This window comes from Ramlibacter sp. (genome assembly GCF_028292805.1).
GTDB lineage: Bacteria > Pseudomonadota > Gammaproteobacteria > Burkholderiales > Burkholderiaceae_C > Ramlibacter.
The window spans coordinates 1-22,607 of sequence record NZ_JAQGLS010000164.1; the positions used below are offsets into that span (position 1 = coordinate 1).

Below are 22,607 nucleotides of genomic sequence, written 5' to 3' on the forward strand. Positions count from 1 at the left end.
AGCGCATCGCACTGGCGCGCGCGCTCGCCGTCGAACCCAAAGTGCTTCTGCTCGACGAGCCTTTCGGAGCGCTCGACGCGAAGGTCCGCAAGGAACTTCGCCGTTGGCTGCGGCGGCTGCACGACGAGCTCAATGTCACCAGCATCTTCGTCACGCACGACCAGGAGGAAGCGCTCGAGGTCGCCGACCGCGTGGTCCTCATGAACGCCGGGCGGGTGGAGCAGGTCGGATCGCCGCAGGAGGTCTGGGACCATCCGGCCAGCCCGTTCGTCTACGGCTTCCTGGGTGACGTGAACCTGTTCCACGGCCGCGCCCATGAAGGCCAGGTGCACCTGGAAGGCCTGCAGCTGGAGTCGCCGGAACATGCAGGCGCCCAGCACGCCAAGGCCGCGGCCTACGTGCGTCCGCACGACATGGAAGTGGAGCGCTACGTGCCCGGCGCCGGAGTGGACGCGCAAGGGCGCCCGCGCGGGATCGTGGTGCGGCTGGAACGCGCGATCGTCGTCGGGCCGATCGCACGGCTGGAACTTGTGCCGATGGACGGGAACAAACCAGCGGACAATGTGGCCGGGCAAGACATCATCGAGGCGCAAATCCCTGCGCAGCAGTTCTCGGAGATGGCTTTGCGCGAGGGGGAAACGCTGGTCGTGACGCCTCGCCGTGCCCGGGTGTTCGTGGAGAGCGCGAGCTGAAGGCCGGACCCACCGGCCCGCGCGCCGGATGGGAAAACAACGATGGTTCTGAACTGGTTCGACGCCGCGCCGCGGCGCCTCCTGGGCCTGGTGGCGGCTGCCTGCGTGGCGATGCTGGCCTTTGGCCTTTACCTGCAGCACGTGGTGGGGCTGGAGCCGTGCCCGATGTGCATCGTGCAGCGCTACGCCCTGATCCTGGTGGCGGTCGTCGCTGGCGCCACCGCCGCCGTGCGCTCGCGCACGGGCCGCATCGTCGGCTCGGCGCTGCTGGCGATCATCGCGGGCCTGGGCGCCTTCGTCGCCGCCCGCCAGAGCTGGTTGCAGTGGAACCCGCCGGAGATCGCCTCCTGCGGGCGCGACCTGTACGGGATGATCGAGACCTTCCCGCTCAAGCGGGCGATCCCGATGATCTTCCGCGGCAGCGGCGACTGCACCAAGATCGACTGGACCTTCCTGGGGCTGTCGATCGCCAACTGGTCGTTTCTGGGGTTCGTGTTTTTCGCCCTGCTGGGGCTGGTGCTGGCGGCGCGGCAACTGCGTCGTCCGCGTTGAAGCCTCACAGCCCCCAGGGATAGGTCTCCGGCGGCTCGCCGGTGTGCCACTGCGGCGGCGGCACCAGCGGCTCCAGCGCGTGCGTGGTGTCGATGTGGATCATGGCGTCGAACTGCAGCGGCAGCCGGGTCTGGAAGTAGTGGCTCTGGCGCTCGGTTCGCGGCTGGTAGATCACCCCGATGGCGCGCTGCAGGCGCCGCTGCGACAGCAGCGCGGCGAGCGCCGCATCATCGGCCAGCGGCAACCAGAAGCGCGGCTGGCCGCTCTGGTGGAACAGGTCTTCGTGGCTGCCCTGCAGGCCGGCGCGCACCCGCTTGCGCTCGCCGGGGCCGTTCCATTCCGATGCCGCCGTGACGGTGCCGTGGTGCGTGCTGAAGCCCACCAGCACCGCGTCCGGGCCCCAGCGGTCGCGCGCCAGCTGGCCGACGTTCCACTCGCCTTGCTCGCCCATCTCGGTGGCGCTGGCGTCGCCCAGGTGCGAGTTGTGCGCCCACACCGCCATTCGCGGCGGGCCGTCGTTGCCGGCCAGGTGCTTTTCCAGCGCCTGCAGCGTCTCCACCATATGGGCGTCGCGCAAATTCCATGACGACACGCGGCCGCGGAGCAGCGTGCGGTAGTACTCCTCGGCATTGCGCACCAGCCGTGCGTTCTGCTGGGCGAAGAACAGGTCGTCGCGGTCCTGGCGGCTGACGGGCAGGGCTTCGGTGGCCCGCAGGTTCAGCTCGCGCAGCTGCTGGATCACCCCGTCCTCGCAGCTGGCCTTCATGCCCAAGCCGGCCGCATAGCCGTAGGCCTGGCCATCCTGTGCATAGTGGTCGAAGCAGGCGTAGCGCGCGCGGGCCCGTTGCGCCGACTCGGGATCCGCTTGGTCCAGGTAGCCGAGCACGGCATCGACGGAGCGAAACAGGCTGTACAGGTCCATGCCGTAGAAGCCGGCCTGGTGCGCCGGCGGCCGGCCGCGGTTGTGCGCGCGCAGCCACTCGACGAAGTCGCGCACCACGGTGTTGCGCCACATCCAGGTGGGAAAGCGCTCGAAGCCCGACAGCGCGGTGGCGGCATCAGGGTCGTCGGACAGCCCGCGCACGTAGCGATTGACGCGCCCGGCGTCGGGCCAGTCCGCCTCGACGACGACGGCCCGAAAGCCGTGCTCGGCGATCAGCTTGCGCGTGAGGTCCGCCCGTTCGGCATAGAACTCGTGGCTGCCGTGCGAGGCTTCCCCCAACAGCGCGATGCGCGAGCGCGCAATGCGAGCCATGAGGGCGGCATCGGCCGCGGCCGCTGCCGGCAACGGGCGCAGGTGCCGGCGCAGCCCCTGCAGCACGGCGTCGTCACGAGCGGATTGGACCGTCATGGGCAGGCTCCTGGGCCAGCCGGGAGGCAGCCAGCAGCTGGCGCACCTCGTCGTCCCCGGTCTGGAAAAATTCGCGGTACCACAGCCCGACGGCGCGCAACGGTGTCGGGCGCGCCGGGCAGACCACCTCGTCGGCATCGGCCTCCAGCGCCATGCAGCTGTCCGGCGCGCCAACCGGCACGGCCACGCAGATCCAGGCGGGCTGCTGCTGCCGCACGGCCAGCACGGCGGCCCGCATGGTCGAGCCGGTGGCCAGCCCGTCGTCGACGATCACCGTCGCCCGGTCGTGCAGGAGCAGCGGCGGCGCGTTGCCTCGGTACAGCCGCTCGCGCCGTTCCAGTTCCTCCTGCTCGCGGCGCGCGATGCGTTCCACCTCCTGCGGCCGCAGGCCAAGCGCCGCCTCGGCATTCATCACGCGCACGCCGCCGATGGCGATCGCGCCAATGGCGTATTCCGGATGGTGCGGGTGGCCCAGCTTGCGCACGATCAGCACGTCCAGCGGCGCGCCCAGCGCCCGCGCCACCTCGTAGGCAACCGGCACCCCGCCGCGCGGCAGGCCCAGCACCAGCAGGCCGGCGCGCCCGACCAGGTGACGCAGCGACTCGGCCAGCAGCTGCCCGGCTTGTCGCCGGTTGGCATAGGGGACCATGCTCACGCCAGGTGCTCGGTGCGCAACAGGTGGCGGCTGAACCAGGCGGCGGCCAGGTCGCCGACGGCCTCGAGCGCGCCCGGCTCCTCGAACATGTGACCGGCGCCGGGCACCACGGCCAGGCGCTTGGGGCACTGCAGCTGTTCCAGTGCCTGTGTGTTCAGCCGCGCCACCTCGGGATCATCACCGCCGACGATCAGCAGCGTCGGCGCCGTCACCGCGGCCAGCACCGCCGGGCCGGCCAGGTCGGGCCGGCCGCCGCGCGACACCACGGCCGAGACGCGGTTGCCCAGCTGCGCCGCGGCGATCAGGGCGGCGGCGCTGCCGGTGCTGGCGCCGAAAAAGCCGAGCGGCATGCCCTTGAGCGCCGGCTGCAGCACGGCCCAGGCCGCGGCGTCCTCCATCCTGCGGGTCAGCTTGGCGATGTCGAAGCGGTGCTCGCGCGTGCGCACGTCCACCTCGTCCTCCTGCGCCGTCAGCAGGTCGAACAGCAGGGTGGCGACGCCGGACTCCTGCAGCCGGCGGGCCACCTGGCGATTGCGCGCACTGTGGCGGCCGCTGCCGCTGCCGTGGGCGAACAGCACCACCCCGATGAACTCGCCGGGCAGTGCCAGGTCGCCGTGCAGCCAGGCGGCGCCGCACGGGATTCGGACCTCTTGCAGGGGAGTGGCGGGCAGGTTGCTGCGCATGGTCGTCTCCTCCACGCTCGGCCGCCGGGAATCGGCCGTGCCGTGGTGGAGACGATAGGCCCGAACGGGCCGGCTGTCACGTCAGCCTTTTGCCTGCGACGCCAGTTTCTTGACGAACACCATGGAGCGGCGGTCCCAGTTGTACTTGCGCTTGCGCGCCTCGGGCAGCCAGTCGGGGTCGACCTGGACGAAGCCGCGCTTGAGGAACCAGTGCATGGTGCGGGTGGTCAGCACGAAGATGCTGTCCATGCCCATGGCCCGGGCGCGCTGCTCCACGCGGCGCAGCACCTTGTCGCCATCGCCCTGGCCCTGGCTTTGCGGCGACACGGTCAGCGCGGCCATTTCGCCGGTCTTCGCTTCTGGGTAAGGGTAGAGCGCGGCGCAGGCGAAGATCACGCCGTCGTGCTCGATGATCGTGTAGTTGGCGATGTCGCGCTCGATCTCGGTGCGGTCGCGCTTGACCAGCGTGCCGTCCTTTTCGAACGGCTCGATCAGCTGGAGGATGCCGCCCACGTCGTCGGCGGTCGCCTCGCGCAGCTCTTCCAGCTTCTCGTCGATCACCATGGTGCCGATGCCGTCGTGCACGTACACCTCGAGCAGCAGCGAGCCGTCGGTGGCGAACGGAATGATGTGGCTGCGTTCCACGCCGGCCTTGCAGGCCTTGACGCAGTGCTGCAGGTAGAACCCCGTGTCGGTCGGTTGCTGGGCCGGCGGCAGGCTGGCCAGCAGCTGTTCGGCGTCGGCCAGCGGCAGCTCGGTGTCGATCGGGTTGTCTTCGCCCTCGGGCTCCAGCGGCTTGGACCGCACGCCCTGCACCTCGGTCAGGAACACCAGCTTGTCGGCCTGCAACGCGACCGCCACGCTGGTCGCGACCTCCTCCATGCCTAGGTTGAAGGCCTCGCCGGTCGGCGAGAAACCGAACGGCGACAGCAGCACCATGGCGCCGAAATCCAGCGTGCGGGTGATGCCGGCGACGTCCACCTTGCGCACCAGGCCGGAGTGCTGGTAATCGACGCCGTCGACGATGCCCACCGGCCGCGCCGTGATGAAGTTGCCGGACATCACACGCACGGTGGAGCCGGCCATCGGCGTGTTGGGCAGGCCCTGGCTGAAGGCTGCCTCGATTTCGTAGCGCAGCTGGCCGGCGGCCTCCTGGGCGCTGTCCAGCGCCACCTCGTCGGTGATGCGGATGCCGTTGGCATAGCGCGCGCCGTGGCCCTTGGCCGCCAGCTGTTCGTTGACCTGGGGGCGGAAGCCGTAGACCAGCACCACCTTGACGCCCATGCTCTGGATCAGGGCCAGGTCCTGCGCGATGTGCGGCAGCTTGCCGGCGGCAATCGCCTCGCCCGTCATGCCGACCACGAAGGTCTTGCCCCGGTGCATGTGGATGTAGGGCGCGACGGACCGGAACCACGGCACGAAGGTGAAATTGAAGATGGCGGACATCGGCGTGGATTCGGGCGGGTCGTCTGTGAGCGCGACAGTTTAAGGGACGCTTCGGCCGCTTTCCGCTATCGTGCACGGATGGATCCTTTGGCGGCGGGCTTCTGGGGCGCATTCTTCGGCACGGCGGCATTGATGCTGGTCGTGTCGCTGATCGCCTACGCCCGCTCGCACAAGCGCGTCGCGTTGATGGCCGGCCTGTCGGCGGCGGTGTCGGCCGCGTTCGTCGTGTCCTACCTCGGCTGGTTGCCGATAGCCGGCCCGGCCGAGGCGCGCGTGCTGGCGCACGTGGCCATGCTGTCCGCCGGCGTGCTGGCGCTGATGCTGCTGGCCATGCTGGGGCTGCTGCGCGGCCGCGCCCTGGCCTCGCGCGCCTTCACCGGCATGCTGGCCCTGGCCTCGCTGGTCATCGCCGTCGGCTGGGCGCTGGCGCCGGCCCAGGCGCTGGCGCTCAGTTCGCTGGTCGCGTTCGGCATCGGCCTGCTGATGCTGGTGATCGCCTTGCGGCGGGCCTTGCGCGGCGACCGGCTGGCCTGGGTGACCGTGTCCGGCGTGTCCCTGATGCTGGTCGCGCTGGGCGGCCTGAGCACCATCGCCCTGGACCGCACGTCGGGCTGGCCGGTGCACGCCGTCAGCGCCATCGCCGGCATGGCCTACCTGGCGGTCATGGCGTCGGCGTTGTGGGGGCGCTACTCCTACCTGCTGGAATTGTCGGAGGTGATGCGGCACGGCCCCAGCTACGACCCGGTCACGCGGATGCGCTCGCACAGCGAAACCGGGCAGATGGTGGGCGACATGTTCTTTCGTCACGAAGGCGGCGAGCGGCCGATCGGCGTGATCGCCATCTGCATCGCCAACCTCTATGCGCTGGAGAACCTGCACGGCCGGGCCGCCTTCAACCATGCACTGTTCATCTATGCCGGCCGGCTGCGGCGCTGCGTGCCGCAGGTGGTGGAGATGGGCCGGCTGGGCGACGACGGCTTCCTGCTGATGGTGCGCAATGCCGGCGAGATGCAGCAACTGGTGCAGCTGGCGCGCACGGTGCGCCAGCGGCTGGCACGGCCGGTGGCGCTGAGCACCAGCCGCGACGTCGCCGGGCTGGAGCGGGCCGGCACCGCCTGGGTGGCGGAGGTCGGCATCGGCGTGCTGGGCACCAGCACCGGGGTGCGGCCGTCGCAGGCGATCTCCACCGCCCGCGCAATGGCCCGCACCGCCTGGAGCTATGGCAGCCGGCTGGCCTTCTTCGACCAGCAGCTGGGTCGTATCGCCGAGCTGCCGCTGGACGACAACACCGGCCACGGCCAGTGGCTGGCCACGGCTTACTGAGGGGCGAGCGCCGGCCGGGAGGCGACGGCGGGGCGCCTTTGCGCTATCGTGTGCCATGGACAAGGTGGCGGTCGGTTTCTGGGGGGCTTTCTACGGCATGGCGACGCTCATGCTCGTGCTCTCGCTCGCCGCCTACCTGCGCCTGCACAAGCGGGTCGCCATTGCGGCCGCCCTGACGTCGCTGTTTTCCGCGGCTTTCAGCATCGTGCACCTGGGCTGGCTGCCGCTGCAGGGCGCGCTGGAAGCGCGGCTGCTGTCCCACGTGGCGGTGGTCACCGCGGTGGTGCTGGCGCTGATGCTGATGTCCACGCTGGGCATGCTGCGGCAGACGGCCGTGGCCAGGCGGGCCATCGCCAGCCTGCTGGGCGCCGGCGCCCTGTTCCTGGTGGCCGGCTGGCTGCTGGAGCCGCGCCATGCCGTCGCCTTGAGCTCGATCGCCGCGTTTTCGATCGGCGCGGTGATGCTGGTGTTCGCGGCCCGGGGCGCCGTGCGCGGCGACCGCGCCGGCTGGTCGGCCGTCGCCGGCATCCTCTTCATGCTGCTGGCGATCGCCGGCCTCGGCTGGATCGCCCTGTACCGGCAGGCGCCGTGGCCGGTCCACGCCGTGACGGCCGTCGCCGGCATCGCCTACCTGGGCGTGATCGCCGGCGTGCTGTGGGGCCGCTACTCCTACTTGCTGGAACTGGCCGAGGTGATGGCCCACGGCCCCAGCTACGACCCCGTCACCCGGATGCGCTCGCACAGCGAAACGGGCCAGATGGTGGGTGACATGTTCTTTCGCCAGGACGGCGGAGAGCGGCGGATCGGCGTGATCGCCATCTGCATCGCCAACCTGTACGCGCTGGAGAACCTGCACGGCCGGGCGGCCTTCAACCACGCCCTGTTCGTCTGCGCCAGCCGGCTGCGCCGCTGCGTGCCGCAGAACGTGGAGATGGGGCGGCTGGGCGAGGACGGCTTCCTGCTGCTGCTGCGCAGTGTGCCCGACCAGGAGCGGGTGGCGCAACTGGCGCGGCTGATCCGTGAGCGGCTGCGCCGGCCAGTGGCCTTGAGCACCAGCCGCGACCCGGCCGGCCTGGAGCACGCCCACACCGCCTGGGTCGCCGAAGCCGGCATCGGCGTGCTGACCACCAGCACCCAGGTGCGGCCGTCGCAGGCCATCTCCACGGCGCGGGCGATGGCGCGTACCGCCTGGAGCTACGGCAGCCGGCTGGCCTGCTACGACGAGGAAGCTGGCCAGATCACCGAAATGCCGCGTGAGGAGCACGGGCAGCTGGCGGTCCAGCCCGCCTGAGCCCCGGGGGACCGATAATCCCGGGCTTTGCCCCGCGACGCCTTGCCTGCTCCCCTGAACATCCACTTCCCGGAATCGCTGCCGGTCTCCGCCCGCCGCGAGGAAATCATGGCCGCCATGGCGGCCAACCAGGTCGTGATCGTCTGCGGCGAAACCGGCTCGGGCAAGACCACCCAGCTGCCCAAGATCGCGCTGGCGATGGGGCGCGGCAAGCTCAATGCCAAACCCGGTGAACGGCCGCGCCTGATCGGCCACACGCAGCCGCGGCGCATCGCCGCATCCAGCGTGGCCAAGCGCATCGCCCAGGAGCTGGACACGCCGCTGGGCGAGGTGGTCGGCTTCAAGGTGCGGTTCCAGGACCGCCTCTCGAAGGACGCCTCGGTCAAGCTGATGACGGACGGCATCCTGCTGGCCGAAACCCAGTCGGACCCGCTGCTCAACGCCTACGACACCATCATCATCGACGAGGCGCACGAGCGCAGCCTCAACATCGACTTTCTGCTCGGCTACCTGCGCCAGCTGCTGCCGCGCCGGCCCGACCTGAAGATCGTGGTGACCTCGGCCACCATCGACGCCGAACGTTTCGCCCAGCACTTCGCGTCGAAAGACGGTCCGGCGCCGGTGATCTACGTGTCGGGCCGCATGTTCCCGGTGGAGCAGCGCTGGCATGCCTTCGAGGAGTCGCGCGAGTTCGACCTGAACGACGCGATCGCCGACGCGGTGGACGAGCTGTGGCGCGGCAACGCGCCCGGCGACATCCTGGTGTTCCTGCCGGGCGAGCGCGAGATCCGCGAAGCCGCCGACCACCTGCGCAAGCACATGGCGCACGACGTGATGACGCGCAACGCCGAAGTGTTGCCGCTGTTCGCGCGGCTGTCGCAAGGCGAGCAAGACCGCATCTTCGACAGCCACAGCGGCCGCCGCATCGTGCTGGCGACCAACGTGGCCGAAACGTCGCTGACGGTGCCCGGCATCCGCTACGTGATCGACACCGGCACGGCCCGCGTCAAGCGCTACAGCTTTCGCAGCAAGGTGGAGCAGCTGATGGTGGAGCCGGTCAGCCAGGCCGCGGCCAACCAGCGCGCCGGCCGCTGCGGGCGGGTCGCCAACGGCATCTGCATCCGGCTGTACGAGCAGAAAGACTTCGACAGCCGGCCGCGCTTTACCGACCCGGAAATCCTGCGCTCGTCGCTGGCCGGCGTGATCCTGCGCATGAAGTCGCTGCACCTGGGCGTGGTGGAAGACTTCCCCTTCCTGGACCGGCCGTCGAGCCGCGCCATCGCCGATGGCTACCAGCTGCTCAACGAGCTGGGCGCGGTGGACGACGACAACGAGCTCACGCCGATGGGGCAGGAGCTGGCCCGGCTGCCGCTGGACCCGCGCGTGGGTCGCATGATCCTGGAGGCGCGCGAGCGCGGCGCCCTGTCCGAGGTGCTGGTGATCGCCTCGGCGCTGTCGCTGCAGGACGTGCGCGACCGGCCGATGGAGATGCAGGCCCAGGCCGACCAGCAGCACGCCAAGTTCGACGACGAAAAAAGCGAGTTCGCGGGCTACCTGCGGCTGTGGCAATGGCTGGACCAAGCGCGCGGCGGCCACGGCACCGATCACAAGCTGTCGAACCGGCAGTACGAGCAGTTGCTGCGGCAGAACTTCATCAACGTGCGGCGGGTGCGCGAGTGGCGCGACGTCCACAGCCAGCTGCTGACGGTGGTCACCGAGCACAAGTGGCAACTGAACGACACGCCGGCCAGCTACGAGCAGCTGCACAAGGCCATGCTGTCCGGCCTGCTGGGCAACATCGGCATGAAGCTGGAGGACGAGGACGTCTACCTGGGTGCGCGCGGCATCAAATTCCACCGCCATCCCGGCGCGCACCTGAAAAAGCGCCCGGGCCGCTGGGTGGTGGTGGCCGAACTGGTGGAGACCACGCGCCTGTTCGGCCGCGGCATTGCCAACATCGAGCCGCTGTGGGTGGAGGAAGTCGCCGGCCACCTGCTCAAAAAGCAGCTGCTGGACCCGCACTGGGAAAAGAAGGCGGCCGAAGTGGTTTCGCTGGAGCGCGCCACGCTGTACGGGCTGGTGATCTACAGCGGCCGGCGGGTGCCGTTCGCCCGCTTCGACATGCAGGGCGCGCGCGAGATCTTCATCCGCGCCGGGCTGGTGGCCGGCGAGTGGGAAACGAAGCTGCCGTTCCTGGCGGCCAACCAGAAGCTGGTCCAGCAGGTCGAGGAGCTGGAACACAAGTCGCGCCGGCAGGACGTGCTGGTGGACGAGGAACTGATCTACGCCTACTACGACCAGCAGCTGCCGCGCGACGTCCACAGCGGCGCCACCTTCGAGCGCTGGTACCGGGAGGCCAGCCGGGAACAGCCCAGCCTGCTGAAGCTCACGCGCGACGAGCTGATGCGGCACGAGGCGGCCGGCATCACCAGCGACGCCTTCCCGCGTGTGATCAAGCTCGGTGGCGTCGACTGCGCGGCGAGCTACCTGCACGAGCCGGGCGACCCCCGCGACGGCCTGACGGTGGCGGTGCCCTTGTTCGTGCTGAACCAGGTGAGCGAGGACCGCGCCGAGTGGCTGGTGCCGGGCATGCTCAAGGACAAGATCCAGGCGCTGCTGAAAAGCCTGCCACAAAAGCCGCGCTCGCGTTTCGTGCCGCTGCCGGAGTCGGCGACGCGGCTGGCCGAGGTGCTGTCGGCGCCGGAACGCTGGACCCACGGCGGGCTGACCGATGCGCTGCTCAAGCAGGTGCGCGACCAGACCAGCCTGGACGTCAAGCGCACCGACTTGAAGCTGGACATGGTGCCGGCGCACCTGTTCATGAACTTACGGGTGGTGGACGAGCACGGCCGCCAGCTCGCCATGGGGCGCAACCTGCCGGCGCTGAAGGCGGAGCTGGGGGCGCAGGCGCGCGGGGCTTTCCAGGCCTTGGCGGGCATGAAGGTTTCCGCTTCACCCTCGCCCGCTGGGGCAGGGCAGGGAGGGGGCGCTGCGGCGGTCGCTGCCGGGGCCAAGGCCGCGAGCTCCCCTTCTGGCCTCCCCCCGAAGGCGGGAGGAGAAAGATACACCGCCTGGACGTTTGGAGAATTGCCCGAGCTGATGGAGATCCGCAAGGGCGACACCAGCCTGGTCGGCTTTCCGGCGCTGATCGACGACAAGGATGCCGTGCGCATCGAAGTCTTCGACGAGCCGGAAGTGGCGGCGGCCAAGCACCGGGCCGGCCTGCGGCGGCTGTTCGCGCTGCAGCTGAAGGACGCGCTCAAGTACCTGGAGAGGAACATTCCTGAACTGCAGAAGATGGCAGTGGCCTACATGACCATCGGCACGATGGAGGAACTGCGCGAGCAGATCATCGAAGTGGCGCTGGACCGCGCGTTCCTGCTCGAGCCGCTCCCCACCGATGCCGTCGCGTTCAAGCAGCGGCTGGACCAAGGGCGCGGGCGCCTGACGCTGATCGCCAACGAGGTGGCGCGGCTGGCCGGCATCATCCTGGTCGACTACGCGGCGGCGGCGCGCAAGATCAAGGACACGCGGATCGTGCCCGAAGCCACGGCGGATGCCACGCAGCAGCTGCAGCGCCTGGTGCCCAAGCGCTTCCTGGCCGCCACGCCGTGGACGCGGCTGCAGCACCTGCCGCGTTATCTCAAGGGCATCGTGCTGCGGCTGGACAAGCTGCGCGCCGATCCGGCGCGCGACAGCGCCCGGCTGGCCGAACTGCGGCCGCAAGAGCACAAGTTCTGGCGGCTGGTGGCGGACCGCAAGGGCGTGGTCGATGAGCGCGCGCAGGATTTCCGCTGGCTGCTGGAGGAGCTGCGGGTGAGCTTCTTCGCGCAGGAGCTGCGCACGCCCCAGCCGGTCAGCATCAAGCGGCTGGAGAAAGTGTGGGGCCAGCTGAACAGCTGAGTTGCAGTGCGGGTTCTCCCCACACGCGAACCGGCGTCTGGGGTAGAAAGCGAACTGATCCAGCACGGAGCCCACATGGACCGACGCAGTTTCATGCAGACCTGCACCGCCGGCGCGGCCGGCGTCTCGCTGGCAGCCAGCTTTCCGGCCCTGGCCGCCGACGCCCGGCCGAAAGAATACGCCAGGGCCTTGCTGGTCAACGAGCGCGGTGACCCTTGGCGGGCCGCGCAGCTGGTGCCGCAGACCAATTACGTCTTCCACTACCCGTTCGAGGCGACGCCTGTGTTCCTGCTGGAGCTGGGGCGTCCGGCGCTGCCGCATGCGCTGAACACGCAGGACAAGGACGGCTACAGCTGGCCGGGAGGCGTCGGCAAGAACCGCAGCATCGTGGCTTTCTCGGCCATCTGCGCCCACCAGCTGGTGTATCCGACGCGCGAGGTCAGCTTCATCAGCTTTCGCAAGACCAGGGCACAAAAGGGCCTGCAGGACGGGCTGATCCACTGCTGCGCCGAACACAGCCAGTACGACCCGGCGCGGGGCGCGCGGGTGCTGTCGGGGCCGGCGCCGCAGCCGCTGTGCGCGGTGCTGCTGCAGCACGACCCCAAGGCCGACACGCTGACGGCGCACGCCACCCTGGGCGGCGAGCTGTTCGACGCCTTCTTTCGCAAGTACGAGATGAAGCTGTCGCTGGAAGTCGGCACGAAGGCCCGCAACGCGGTACGCGGGCAGGCCGTGGTGCGCGAGCTGGACAAGTTCTGCCGCAACTCCATCCAGTGTTGAAACCGGCCTAGAGCTTGGCCAGCCGCTCCAGCGCCAGCTGCAGGGTCTCGTCCTTCTTGGCGAAGCAGAACCGCACCACGCGCTGGTCGGTGCCGTCGCCGTAGAAAGCGGAGATCGGGATCGCCGCCACGCCGTGCTCCTCGGTCAGCCACAGGCAGAACTCGGCTTCCGGCAAATCGCTCACCGCCGAAATGTCCACGCACTGGAAGTAGGTGCCTTCGCTGGGCAGCAGCCTGAAGCGGGTGTGCTCCAACCCGGCGCGGAACTGGTCGCGCTTGCGCTGGTAGAACGCCGGCAGCTGCAGGTACGGCTGCGCCGACTCCATGTACGACGCCAGGCCGTACTGCATCGGCGTGTTGACGGTGAACACGTTGAACTGGTGCACCTTGCGGAACTCGGTCGTCAGCACCGCCGGCGCGGCCACGTATCCGACCTTCCAGCCGGTCACGTGGTAGGTCTTGCCAAAGCTGGAGACGATCATCGAGCGCGCCGCCAGGCCGGCAAAGCGCGCCGCGCTCCAGTGCTGCTGGCCGTCGAACACCATGTGCTCGTAGACCTCGTCGCTGATCACGAAGGCGTCGGTGGGCGCCAGCAGCTCCTGCAGGCGCAGCATCTCCTCGCGCGTCCAGACCGTGCCGCTCGGATTGTGCGGCGAGTTGACCACCACCAGCCGCGTGCGCGGCGACAGCGCCGCTGCGATCTTGTCGAAATCCGGGCGGAAGCTGCCCGGCGTCAGCGGCACGCGCACCACGGTGCCGCCCGACAGCTCGATGGCTGGCACGTAGCTGTCGTAGCAAGGCTCCAGCACGATCGCCTCGTCGCCGGGCCGCACCACCGCCAGCACGGCGGTGATGATGGCCTGCGTCGCGCCGGCGGTGATGGTGATCTCGCTGGCCGCGTCGTACTTGCGGCCGTACAGCGCCTCGATCTTCGCCGCGATCGCCGCGCGCAGCACCGGCACGCCGGTCATCGGCGGGTACTGGTTGTGGCCGCTGGCCATGGCCTGCGTCACCCCCTCCAGCAGCTTGCCGTCGGGGTTGAAGTCCGGGAAACCCTGGCCCAGGTTCACCGCGCCTTTTTCGGCGGCCAGCGTCGACATGACGGTGAAGATGGTGGTGCCCACTGAGGGCAGCTTGGTCTGCAGCGGCGGCGTGCGGTCGGTCTGGTTCATCAGCAGTCTCGTTGACGGGTATTTGCCAGGGACGCGGCGGCCCGGCTTTGCCGGGTCGCTGCTGTCGCCCCCTGGAGGGAAGGCGGCCGCAGGCCGTTTCGGGGGGGCGTCATAGATCGTAATCGTTGCCGTGGCCGGCCATGGCCTTGGCGATCAGGTTGCGGTCCAGGCGGTCGGCCAGCAGCTCGGCGAAGCGGAACACGAAGTTGCGCAGGTAGGCGCCGCGCTTGAACGCCACGCGCGCCAGGTTCTGCCCGAACAGCGTGCCCAGGGGGCGCACCGCCAGGTCGGTGTTGGTGCCATCTTCGCGCACCGCCATCTCCGCGACGATGCCGATGCCAAGCCCCAGCCGCACGTAGGTCTTGATCACGTCCGAGTCGATCGCTTCCAGCGCGATGCGCGGTTCCAGCTTGCGCTGGGCGAAGGCAGCGTCGATGCGGGTGCGGCCGGTGAACGACGGGTGGTAGGTCACCAGCGGCTCGGCGGCCAGGTCTTCCAGCGTGATCCTGTCCTTCCGGGCCAGCGGATGCGCCTGCGGCAGCACCAGCATGTGCTGCCACTCGTAGCAGGGCAGGGTGACCAGCTCCTGGTAGTCCGACAGCGACTCGGTGGCGATGCCGATCTCGGCGACCTCGTCGATCACCATCCGCGCCACCTGGGCGGGCGAGCCCTGGTGCAGGCTGACGTTGACCTTGGGGTATTCCGTGCGCAGCTTGGCCACCGGCACCGGCAGCACGTAGCGCGCCTGGGTGTGGGTGGTGGCGATGGACAGGGTTCCGCTGTCTTCGGCGCTGAACTGCTCGCCAATGCGCTTCAAGTTGCCCACCTCGCGCATGATCAGCTCGATGCTGCGCAGCACGTGCTGGCCCGGTTCCGTCACGCGTTTGAGTCGCTTGCCGTGGCGGGCGAAGATCTCGATCCCCAGCTCGTCCTCCAGCTCGATGATCGCCTTGGAGACGCCGGGCTGCGAGGTGTGCAGCGACTTGGCTGCTTCGGTGAGGTTCAGGTTGCGCCGCACCGCTTCCTGGACGAAGCGAAACTGATGCAGGTTCATAGCGAATTCGACCTAAGAAAGGAATTCATTATGCAACCTATCGTTATTCCAGGGCGATCCTTGCGATCAATTCCAGCACCCGGTGGTCCTCGCCAATGGCTGGCTGCAACACGAAAGTGACGGCGGGATGACTTGCCCGCAGCTGCGCAGCCAGCAACGGCAAGTCTTCCCGGGCATGCCGCCCGACGCCGAGGAACATCGGCAGGATGCTGACCTGCGTGGCGCCGGCCGCCACCAGCTCACCCACGGCGGCCGCCAAGTCCGGCTGCTCCAGTTCCAGGAAGGCGCAACGCACCGACGTACCCGGCGCCAGCGCGCGCGCCCGGGTGGCGACGGTCTCCATCGGCAGCCGCCACAGCGGGTCGCGCGAACCATGGCCAAACAGGACGATGGCGCGGCCGGCCGTCATCTTCGCAACACCAGCCAGCCGAAGGCCCCCAGTGACAGCGCCGTGTAGATCAGCCCCGGCGCACCCGCCGCCAGCCATGGCTGCCAGTTCTGCAGGTTGCCGATGTAGCCGAACACGTTGTTCAGCAGAAAGAAGCTGATGCCGATCAGCACCCCGCCGAACACGTAGCCGGTGATGCCGCCCGAGCGGAAGTGCAGGTAGGCGAAAGGCAGCGCCAGCACCACCATCACCATGCAGCTGAGGGGATAGAACACCTTGCGCCAGAACTCGATCTCGTAGCGCTGGGAAGTCTGCGCATTGGCTTCGAGGTGGCTGATGTACTGGAACAGCGCCAGCGTGCTCATGCGGTCCGGCTTGAGCAGGGCCACCGACACCATCTCGGGCGTGATCTCGGTGGGCCAGCGCATTTGCGGCAGCTTCAGCCGCTCGACCCGCGCCGGCTGGGTGCCGTGCAGGTTGAACTCGGAGCGCTCGGCGTCTTGCAGCAGCCAGGCGCCGTCGTCGGCGAAGCGGGCCTTGGCCGCCTGCGTCACCGACACCAGCATGCCTTTCGAATCGGCCTCGAAGATGCGCACCGCCTGCATGCCGCCGTCCGGGGTAAGGGCGCCGACGTTGACATTGAAGGAAGAGTGGCGCTGGCGCTCCTTGAGCCACGCGCCGGTGCTGCCCAGGGTGATCCCGCCGTTCTGGCGGGCCTTGAGCAACTGCGCCGCGCGGTCGGCCGCCGGCGCCAGGTAGTCGCCGGCAGCGAAGGTCAGCACGGTGAACATCGCGCCCAGCAGCAGCAGCGAGCGCAGCGCCCGCCAGGGGCCCAGGCCGCTGGTGCGCAGGATGGTGTATTCGGAGCTCTGGGCCAGACGGGCCATCACGAAGATAGTGCCGATCAGCACCGCGATCGGCAGCAGTTCGTACAAGTGGTTGGGCAGCCGCAGCGCCACGTAGGCCAGGGCGTGGGTCAGCTGCCAGCTGCCGCCGCCCAGGTTGGGCAGTTCGTCGACGAAGTCGAAGAAAAAGAACAGCGCCAGGAAGCCGACGCAGACGAACAGGACGGCAAAGCAGACTTCGGCGTAGATCAGCCGGCGCAGCGTTTTCAAGCGCGACGCTCCCGCAGGCGGCGCAACACCGGTGCCAGCGCCCAGTTGTTGTGCTGCTTGGCTAGCCAGAGCACGGCGATCGCCGCGGTGCCGCCGTGCAGCAGCAGGAAGAAGGCGCCAAAGCCCGCGCGCCCGGTGCTGATCCAGCTTTGCCCCAGGTTCAGCAGGTTGAAGTACACGACGAAGGCGAACAGCGCGAAGATCAGGTTGCCGCTGCGTCCTACCCGCGGATTGGCGCTCGACACGGTGATCGCCAGCACCACGAAGTTGAAGGCGGCCACCGCCAGGCCCAGCCGCCAGGCCAGCTCGGCCTGGTTGGCGGCGCCAGGCTGGCGCACCAGTTCCAGCGTCGTGCGGGTCTTGACCGGGCTCTCGTCGATGGCCGCCAGGCTGCCCCCATTGACGCGGCTGCCATGCTGCTCGAACTCGCTGATGCGCATGCCTTCGCCACGCAGCGAGTTCTCCATGCGCTGGCCGTTGGACAGCAGCAGGAACTGCTGCTCGCCGATGGTCTCGATGCGGCCGCTGCTGGCCGACGTGACCGTCTCCTTGTCGTTCTCGATGGTGGAGATGAAGATGTTGCGGCCCGACTTGTTGTCCGGCGTGTCCTTGTCCAGGAAGAACACGCGGCGGCCGTTGGCCGATTCCTGGAACTGCCCCGGGGCCACGCGTTCAAGGTCGCCGCGGCGGCCGTAGCGGTCCTTCAGGTCCTGCGTCTGCTGGTTGGCCCAGGGCCAGATCACCAGCGCCAGCAGGCCCACCACCAGCAGCACCGGCCAGGCGAACATCAGCAGCGGGCGCAGCAGCGCCGACAGGCCGCGGCCGGCGCCGAACCAGATCACCATCTCGCTGTCGCGGTACATGCGCGACAAGGTGCCCACGATCGCGATGAACAGCGACAGCGTGAGGATGGGAGGCAGGTAACCCAGCACCGTGTAGCCCATCACCATCATGACTTCCTGCGGGTTGACGCTGCCGCGGCTGGCCTGGCTCAAGGTGCGGATCAGCGTCATGGTCATGACGATGGTGACCAGCACCACCAGGGTGGCGCCGAAACTGCGGGCGAGCTCCTTGCGGATGGACGAATGGAATAACATCGGCGGCGAGGCGCGGCGGGCGCGCGAACAACAGGAGATTATGGACTTCGAACTCAAGACCCTGGATGCGGCCGGCGCGGCAACCGAGAAGTGCGACGTGCTGGTGGTCCTGGTGACCGAGGGCTTTCGCCCCGGCAAGGATGCGGTCTCGCAGCTGGTGGCCGCGGCGCTCGCCGCCGGCCATCTCGAAGCCAAGCCCGGCAAACTGCTGCAGGCCTATCGGACCGAAGGCGTCACCGCGCCGCGCGTGATCCTCGCCGGCGCCGGCGACGGCTCGGGCAAGAAGGTCCAGGCCGCCATCCATGCGGCCGCTGGCGCCGTGCGCTCCAGCGGCGCCAAGCGGATGGCGATCCTGCTGCCCGCCGGCAGCGGCGACGATGCGGTGCGCGCCGCCGTCTGCGGCATGGCCGAGAGCAGCTACGTCTACATCGCCACCAAGTCCAAGCCGGAGGGCCGCGAGCTCAAGCGCGTGGTGGTGGGCGTGGCCCAGGCCGGCGTCCACAAGGCGGCGTTCGGGCGTGCCAAGGCGGCGGCGGTGGGCATCGAGTTCGCCCGCGAACTGGGCAACCTGCCGCCCAACTACGCCACGCCCACCCGGCTGGGCGAAGAGGCGCAGAAGCTGGCCAAGGCGCACGGCTTTCGCTGCGAGGTGATGGGGCCCAAGGAAGTCGCCAAGATCGGCATGGGCTCGTTCATGAGCGTCGCCAAGGGCTCGGCCGAGCCGCTGCGCTTCATCGTGCTGCGCTACGAAGGCGCTGGCAAGTCGGACGCGCCGACCGTGCTGGTGGGCAAAGGCATCACCTTCGACACCGGCGGCGTGTCGATCAAGCCGTCGGCCGAGATGGACGAAATGAAGTTCGACATGGGCGGCGCGGCCAGCGTTCTGGGCACCTTCCGGGCCCTGGCCGAACTCAAGCCGAAGATGAACATCGTCGGGCTGATCCCCAGCTGCGAAAACACCCTGGACGGCGCGGCCTACAAGCCGGGGGACGTCCTGACCAGCCTGAGCGGGCAGACCATCGAGGTGCTCAACACCGACGCCGAAGGCCGGCTGATCCTGTGCGACGCCCTGACTTATGCCGAGCGCTTCAAGCCGCGCGTCGTGATCGACATCGCAACCCTGACCGGCGCCTGCGTGGTGGCGCTGGGCGGCGTGCGCAGCGGTCTGTTCGCCACTGACGACGAACTGGCCGGCCAGCTGATCGCCGCCGGCGAAGCCGCGCTGGACCCGTGCTGGCGCCTGCCGCTGGACGACGAATACGCCGAAGGCCTGAAGACCAACTTCGCCGACGTCGCCAACGTGGCCGGCCGCGCCGGCGGCGCGGTGGTGGCGGCCAAGTTTCTGCAGCGCTTCACCCAAGCCTACCCGTGGGCCCACCTGGACATCGCCGGCACGGCCTGGAAGGGTGGCGCGGCCAAGAGCTCCACCGGCCGGCCGGTGGGCCTGCTGCTGGAATACATCTGGGCGCAGGGCGCGCCGGCCGAGCGCAAGGCCCCCGCTGCCGGCAAGTCCCGGGCGCGCGCCGCCGCCGTATGACGGAGGTGACCTTCCACTTCAACGTCGCGGATCCGGTCGAGTACGCCGGGCGGCTGGCGCGCAAGGCGGCCGGCAGCGGCGTCAAGGTGGTGGTCACCGGCGACCCCGGCGCGCTCGAGCGCCTCGATGCCGAACTCTGGACCGCCTCGGCAACCGAGTTCTTTCCCCATTGCCACGCGGCCAGCGCGCCGCCCCATGTGTTGCAAGCGTCGCCGGTGCTGCTGTCGCCCAGCGCCCGCGGCACACCGCACCACCAGGTGCTGGTCAACCTGGGCGGCGCGGTTCCGGAGGGCTTCGAGAAGTTCGAACGCCTGAACGAGGTGGTGAGCCAGCAGGAAGACGACAGACAGCAGGCGAGGGCGCGCTGGAAGCACTACGCCACGCGCGGCTACGCCATCCGCCGCTACGACGCCGTCACCCGGGAGATGGGTTGATGGCCAGCCGCACGCCGCCCCGCTTCGTGCCCACCCTCACCGAAGTGGTGCAGGGGGCTCCGGCTTCGAGCGCCGCGCTGCCCACCGTGTCGCACGAGCAGATCGCGCAGCGCGTGCTGCAGCGTGTCGACCTCGCGCTGGACGGCCGGGTGCGCGAAGCCATCGCCACCGTGGTGCTGGAGCAGACCAATGCCCTGGGACCGCTGCTGCGCGAGCGGCTCGAGGCGGTGGTGCGCGAGGTGGTCGCCGCCGCCGTCGCTGAGGAACTGCAGGCGCGTCAACGCGCCGGCCCCGGCTCCCGCTGACCCGTTGCGGTGCTGCCCGCGCGGTTTTGGTGCGCTCTTGCAGCCAGTGCACCCACGCGTGTACGCACCTATGGCCAGTGCGTGAAAAATACGCTAACTTCCGCGACGTCGAGCAAGATTTATTCATCATTGATGGAGGTGCTATGCGGAGAGGCTTGGTTCTGGGCGGAATTGCTACTGCCGTCGTTTTGTCACTCGCCGGATGCGGCAAGAAAGAGGAAGCCGCCCCCGCGCCGGCTCCTGCGCCGGCGGCCACCGCGCCGGCTCCCGCGGCAGCGCCAGCGCCTGCTGCCGGCGGCGACGACGTGGTCAAGATCGGCCACGTTGCTCCGCTGTCCGGCGCCCAGGCGCACTATGGCAAGGACAACGAAAACGGCGTGCGCATGGCCATCGAGGAGTTGAACGCCCAGGGCGTCACCATCGGCGGCAAGAAGGTCACCTTCGCCATCCAGGCCGAAGACGACGCCGCCGATCCCAAGCAAGGCACTGCCGCCGCGCAGAAGCTGTGCGACGCCAAGGTCGCGGGCGTGGTCGGCCACCTGAACTCGGGCACCACGATCCCCGCGTCCAAGGTCTACAACGACTGCGGCATTCCCCACGTCACCGGCGCGGCCACCAACCCCGGCCTGACCAAGCCCGGCTACAAGACCACCTTCCGCATCATTGCCAACGACAACGCCCTGGGCGCTGCGCTGGCCCTGTATGCCGCCGACACCCTCAAGCTCAAGAAGGTCGCCATCATTGATGACCGCACGGCCTACGGTCAGGGCGTGGCGGACGTGTTCAAAGCGACCGCCAAGTCCAAGGGCATGACGGTGGTGGACGAGCAGTTCACCAATGACAAGGCCACCGACTTCATGGCCATCCTGACGGCCATCAAGGCGAAGGCTCCGGACGCCGTGTTCTACGGCGGCATGGACCCGCAAGCCGGCCCGATGCTGCGCCAGATGGAGCAGCTGGGCATGGCCAACGTCAAGTACTTCGGTGGCGACGGCATCTGCACTTCCGAGATCATCAAGCTGGCCGCCGGCGCCAAGACGCTGGACAACGTGATCTGCGCCGAAGGCGGCGCCTCGCTGGGCAAGATGCCTGGCGGCACGGCCTGGAAGGCCAAGTACGACCAGAAGTACCCGAACCAGTTCCAGGTGTACAGCCCGTACACCTATGACGCCACGTTCGTGCTGGTCGACGCGATGAAGCGCGCCGACTCCATCGACCCCAAGGTCTACATCCCGAAGCTGGCCGAGTCCAACTACAAGGGCATCACGGCCAGCATCGCGTTCGAGCCCAACGGCGAACTCAAGAATGCAGCCACCACCTTGTACACCTACAGGGGCGGCAAGAAGACTCCGATCGAATGAGATTTGGCTGGGGGGTGACACCCACGCTTTGAAAAACCGCCGCCCGGGCGGTTTTTTTTGGTCGCCGTCCTTGGTCCGGGACGCGTTGCCGGCTCGAGCAGCCCGGATCCGTGGCGTACAACCGCAGGGGCGCCGCGGCGCGACGCCGCATCCAGGCCTCGGACCGCAGGTTCAGCTGCCCGGGCCGGCGACTGCTCCTCGTTGGTGGGGTAACCATCCGTAGCCGGCGTGCTGCGGAAAACCGTCGCGCAGCGCCCTCTCGGCGCTGTAGGTGCCGGGCAACTTTTTCTGTCGGTCAATTCCTACGCCCCGCTACAGGACTGGCTTTCCGGCCGATTCCGAGTCCCTGTCGTGTTGTCGGCTTTCAGTGAACCCGGTACCCTCCCTGCTCTGTTGGTCGAGCCAACAGTTGCTTACCAACGGGGGAAGTCATGGAAGTATTGGCGAAACTGCCGGCAGCCGAGCAGCGCGACGGGGATCTCAAGCTGGTGTTGAAGGCCCTGAGCGCCTTTCGCCGCGGCGAACAGGGCGTGACCCTGCCGACCGAATGGGAAGGCTTGTACGGAAAGATAGCGTCCGAATTCAACGAGCTGTCAGCCCAGACCGGCCGCACCAGCCAGCGGCTCAAGACGGCGGCCACCGCCACACAAAACGGCAGCACCAGGGCCAGCCGGCGCATCGCCGACGACAAGCTCACCGGTTTCTGGCAGGACAACGTCGGCCACGTCAACAGCATGCTGGAAGAGGTGGAGCTGTCCGCCGACCGCACCCGCATCCTGCTGACCAATCTGACGGAGCTGAAGAAGGGCAACGCCAAGGCCGAGCTGCCGCACGACTGGACCGGCCTGTTCGGCAAGGTTGCCGACGCCTTCAACGACGTGGTGGCCGAAAACGTCCGCATCTCCCAGGAGCTGTCGCGCCTGTCGCGCGTGGTCGGCAAGGAAGGCAAGCTCAAGGAGCGCGCCGCCATGCCCAGCGCCAGCGGCTTCTGGCGCGATTCCGCCGAGTCGATCAACTCGCTGATTTCCGACCTGGTCCACCCCACGTCCGAGGTGGCGCGGGTGATCGGCGCCGTGGCCCAGGGCGACCTGTCCAAGTCGATGGCCCTGGAAGCCGACGGCCGCGCCCTGGAAGGCGAGTTCCTGCGCACCGCCATGACCATCAACAAGATGGTGCAGCAGCTGGGCACCTTCTCGGCCGAAGTGACCCGGGTGGCACGCGAAGTGGGCACCGAAGGCAAGCTGGGCGGCCAGGCGGAAGTGCAGGGCGTGGCCGGTACCTGGAAGGATCTGACCGATTCGGTGAACTCCATGGCCGGCAACCTGACGGCCCAGGTCCGCAACATCGCGGACGTGACGACAGCCGTGGCGAACGGCGACCTGTCGAAAAAGATCACGGTCGGCGTGAAGGGCGAGATCTTGCAATTGAAGGACACCATCAACGTGATGGTGGATCAGCTGAGCTCGTTC

The 22,607-nt window shown here is 68.8% G+C and carries 20 protein-coding genes; 11 read left to right on the plus strand and 9 right to left on the minus strand.

The genetic code is table 11. The features are described 5' to 3' along the window. Together JWP65_RS10135 and JWP65_RS10140 are read left to right on the plus strand one after the other, a co-directional pair. On the plus strand, positions 1-692 hold a 692-nt coding region (locus tag JWP65_RS10135), incomplete at its 5' end, for a TOBE-like domain-containing protein (RefSeq protein WP_299763301.1). Between the two features lie 42 nt (positions 693-734). Beyond that, positions 735-1,244: a disulfide bond formation protein B gene (locus JWP65_RS10140; RefSeq protein ID WP_299763303.1), complete on the plus strand. Its 510-nt coding sequence runs from the start codon at positions 735-737 to the stop codon at positions 1,242-1,244. Positions 1,245-1,248: 4 nt separating this feature from the next. Here the strand turns inward: JWP65_RS10140 and JWP65_RS10145 are convergent, their stop codons facing one another. The 4 genes from JWP65_RS10145 to argA form a co-directional block, all read right to left on the minus strand. Further along, complete coding sequence (locus tag JWP65_RS10145) at positions 1,249-2,595, minus strand: erythromycin esterase family protein (protein ID WP_299763305.1); 1,347 nt, start codon at positions 2,593-2,595, stop codon at positions 1,249-1,251. Further along, the gene (locus tag JWP65_RS10150) at positions 2,573-3,244 is read right to left on the minus strand and encodes a phosphoribosyltransferase (RefSeq protein ID WP_299763335.1); all 672 of its coding nucleotides are present in this window, start codon (positions 3,242-3,244) and stop codon (positions 2,573-2,575) included. Before JWP65_RS10150 ends, JWP65_RS10145 begins: the two co-directional genes overlap by 23 nt. Positions 3,245-3,246: 2 nt before the next feature. Continuing rightward, complete coding sequence (locus JWP65_RS10155; protein ID WP_299763307.1) at positions 3,247-3,933, minus strand: dienelactone hydrolase family protein; 687 nt, start codon at positions 3,931-3,933, stop codon at positions 3,247-3,249. Positions 3,934-4,014: 81 nt separating this feature from the next. After that, positions 4,015-5,379: an amino-acid N-acetyltransferase gene (gene argA / locus JWP65_RS10160; protein WP_299763308.1), complete on the minus strand. Its 1,365-nt coding sequence runs from the start codon at positions 5,377-5,379 to the stop codon at positions 4,015-4,017. A gap of 78 nt (positions 5,380-5,457) precedes the next feature. On the opposite strand from argA, the gene JWP65_RS10165 reads away from it, so the two are divergent. The 4 genes from JWP65_RS10165 to JWP65_RS10180 all read left to right on the plus strand — a co-directional run bounded on the left by JWP65_RS10165 (position 5,458) and on the right by JWP65_RS10180 (position 12,676). Beyond that, entirely contained in the window at positions 5,458-6,702 is a 1,245-nt protein-coding gene (locus tag JWP65_RS10165; protein ID WP_299763310.1) for a GGDEF domain-containing protein, read from the plus strand. A 55-nt stretch (positions 6,703-6,757) separates the two neighbouring features. Continuing rightward, complete coding sequence (locus JWP65_RS10170) at positions 6,758-7,993, plus strand: diguanylate cyclase (protein WP_299763312.1); 1,236 nt, start codon at positions 6,758-6,760, stop codon at positions 7,991-7,993. Between the two features lie 108 nt (positions 7,994-8,101). After that, complete coding sequence (gene hrpA, locus JWP65_RS10175) at positions 8,102-11,896, plus strand: ATP-dependent RNA helicase HrpA (protein WP_299763337.1); 3,795 nt, start codon at positions 8,102-8,104, stop codon at positions 11,894-11,896. Positions 11,897-11,971: 75 nt separating this feature from the next. Beyond that, positions 11,972-12,676 carry a twin-arginine translocation signal domain-containing protein gene (locus JWP65_RS10180; protein WP_299763314.1) on the plus strand — a complete coding sequence of 235 codons (705 nt, stop codon included), beginning with the start codon at positions 11,972-11,974 and terminating at the stop codon, positions 12,674-12,676. Between the two features lie 7 nt (positions 12,677-12,683). Here JWP65_RS10180 and JWP65_RS10185 read toward each other — a convergent pair whose 3' ends face one another. The 5 genes from JWP65_RS10185 to lptF all read right to left on the minus strand — a co-directional run bounded on the left by JWP65_RS10185 (position 12,684) and on the right by lptF (position 17,501). Then, positions 12,684-13,847 (minus strand): pyridoxal phosphate-dependent aminotransferase, encoded by a 1,164-nt coding sequence (locus JWP65_RS10185; protein ID WP_299763316.1) that lies wholly within the window; start codon positions 13,845-13,847, stop codon positions 12,684-12,686. Positions 13,848-13,956: 109 nt separating this feature from the next. Beyond that, positions 13,957-14,901, minus strand: coding sequence for a CysB family HTH-type transcriptional regulator (locus JWP65_RS10190; RefSeq protein ID WP_299763318.1), 945 nt, complete (start codon positions 14,899-14,901; stop codon positions 13,957-13,959). 43 nt (positions 14,902-14,944) lie between these two features. Further along, positions 14,945-15,310: a CbiX/SirB N-terminal domain-containing protein gene (locus JWP65_RS10195; protein WP_299763320.1), complete on the minus strand. Its 366-nt coding sequence runs from the start codon at positions 15,308-15,310 to the stop codon at positions 14,945-14,947. After that, the gene (lptG, locus tag JWP65_RS10200; RefSeq protein ID WP_299763322.1) at positions 15,307-16,404 is read right to left on the minus strand and encodes an LPS export ABC transporter permease LptG; all 1,098 of its coding nucleotides are present in this window, start codon (positions 16,402-16,404) and stop codon (positions 15,307-15,309) included. The genes JWP65_RS10195 and lptG overlap by 4 nt, the downstream gene beginning before the upstream one ends. Next, the gene (gene lptF / locus JWP65_RS10205) at positions 16,401-17,501 is read right to left on the minus strand and encodes an LPS export ABC transporter permease LptF (RefSeq protein ID WP_299763324.1); all 1,101 of its coding nucleotides are present in this window, start codon (positions 17,499-17,501) and stop codon (positions 16,401-16,403) included. Before lptF ends, lptG begins: the two co-directional genes overlap by 4 nt. A 40-nt stretch (positions 17,502-17,541) precedes the next feature. Between lptF and JWP65_RS10210 the strand changes: the two genes are divergently transcribed. From JWP65_RS10210 to JWP65_RS10230, 5 genes are all read left to right on the plus strand, one after another. After that, positions 17,542-19,038, plus strand: a complete 1,497-nt coding sequence (locus tag JWP65_RS10210) for a leucyl aminopeptidase (protein ID WP_299763326.1) — start codon at positions 17,542-17,544, stop codon at positions 19,036-19,038. After that, positions 19,035-19,472 (plus strand): DNA polymerase III subunit chi, encoded by a 438-nt coding sequence (locus JWP65_RS10215; RefSeq protein ID WP_299763327.1) that lies wholly within the window; start codon positions 19,035-19,037, stop codon positions 19,470-19,472. The genes JWP65_RS10210 and JWP65_RS10215 overlap by 4 nt, the downstream gene beginning before the upstream one ends. Next, the gene (locus JWP65_RS10220) at positions 19,472-19,777 is read left to right on the plus strand and encodes a hypothetical protein (protein WP_299763329.1); all 306 of its coding nucleotides are present in this window, start codon (positions 19,472-19,474) and stop codon (positions 19,775-19,777) included. Before JWP65_RS10215 ends, JWP65_RS10220 begins: the two co-directional genes overlap by 1 nt. Positions 19,778-19,920: 143 nt before the next feature. After that, positions 19,921-21,138 carry a branched-chain amino acid ABC transporter substrate-binding protein gene (locus tag JWP65_RS10225; protein ID WP_299763331.1) on the plus strand — a complete coding sequence of 406 codons (1,218 nt, stop codon included), beginning with the start codon at positions 19,921-19,923 and terminating at the stop codon, positions 21,136-21,138. A 431-nt stretch (positions 21,139-21,569) separates the two neighbouring features. Next, the coding region (locus JWP65_RS10230; protein ID WP_299763333.1) for a HAMP domain-containing protein at positions 21,570-22,607 on the plus strand (1,038 nt) is incomplete at its 3' end.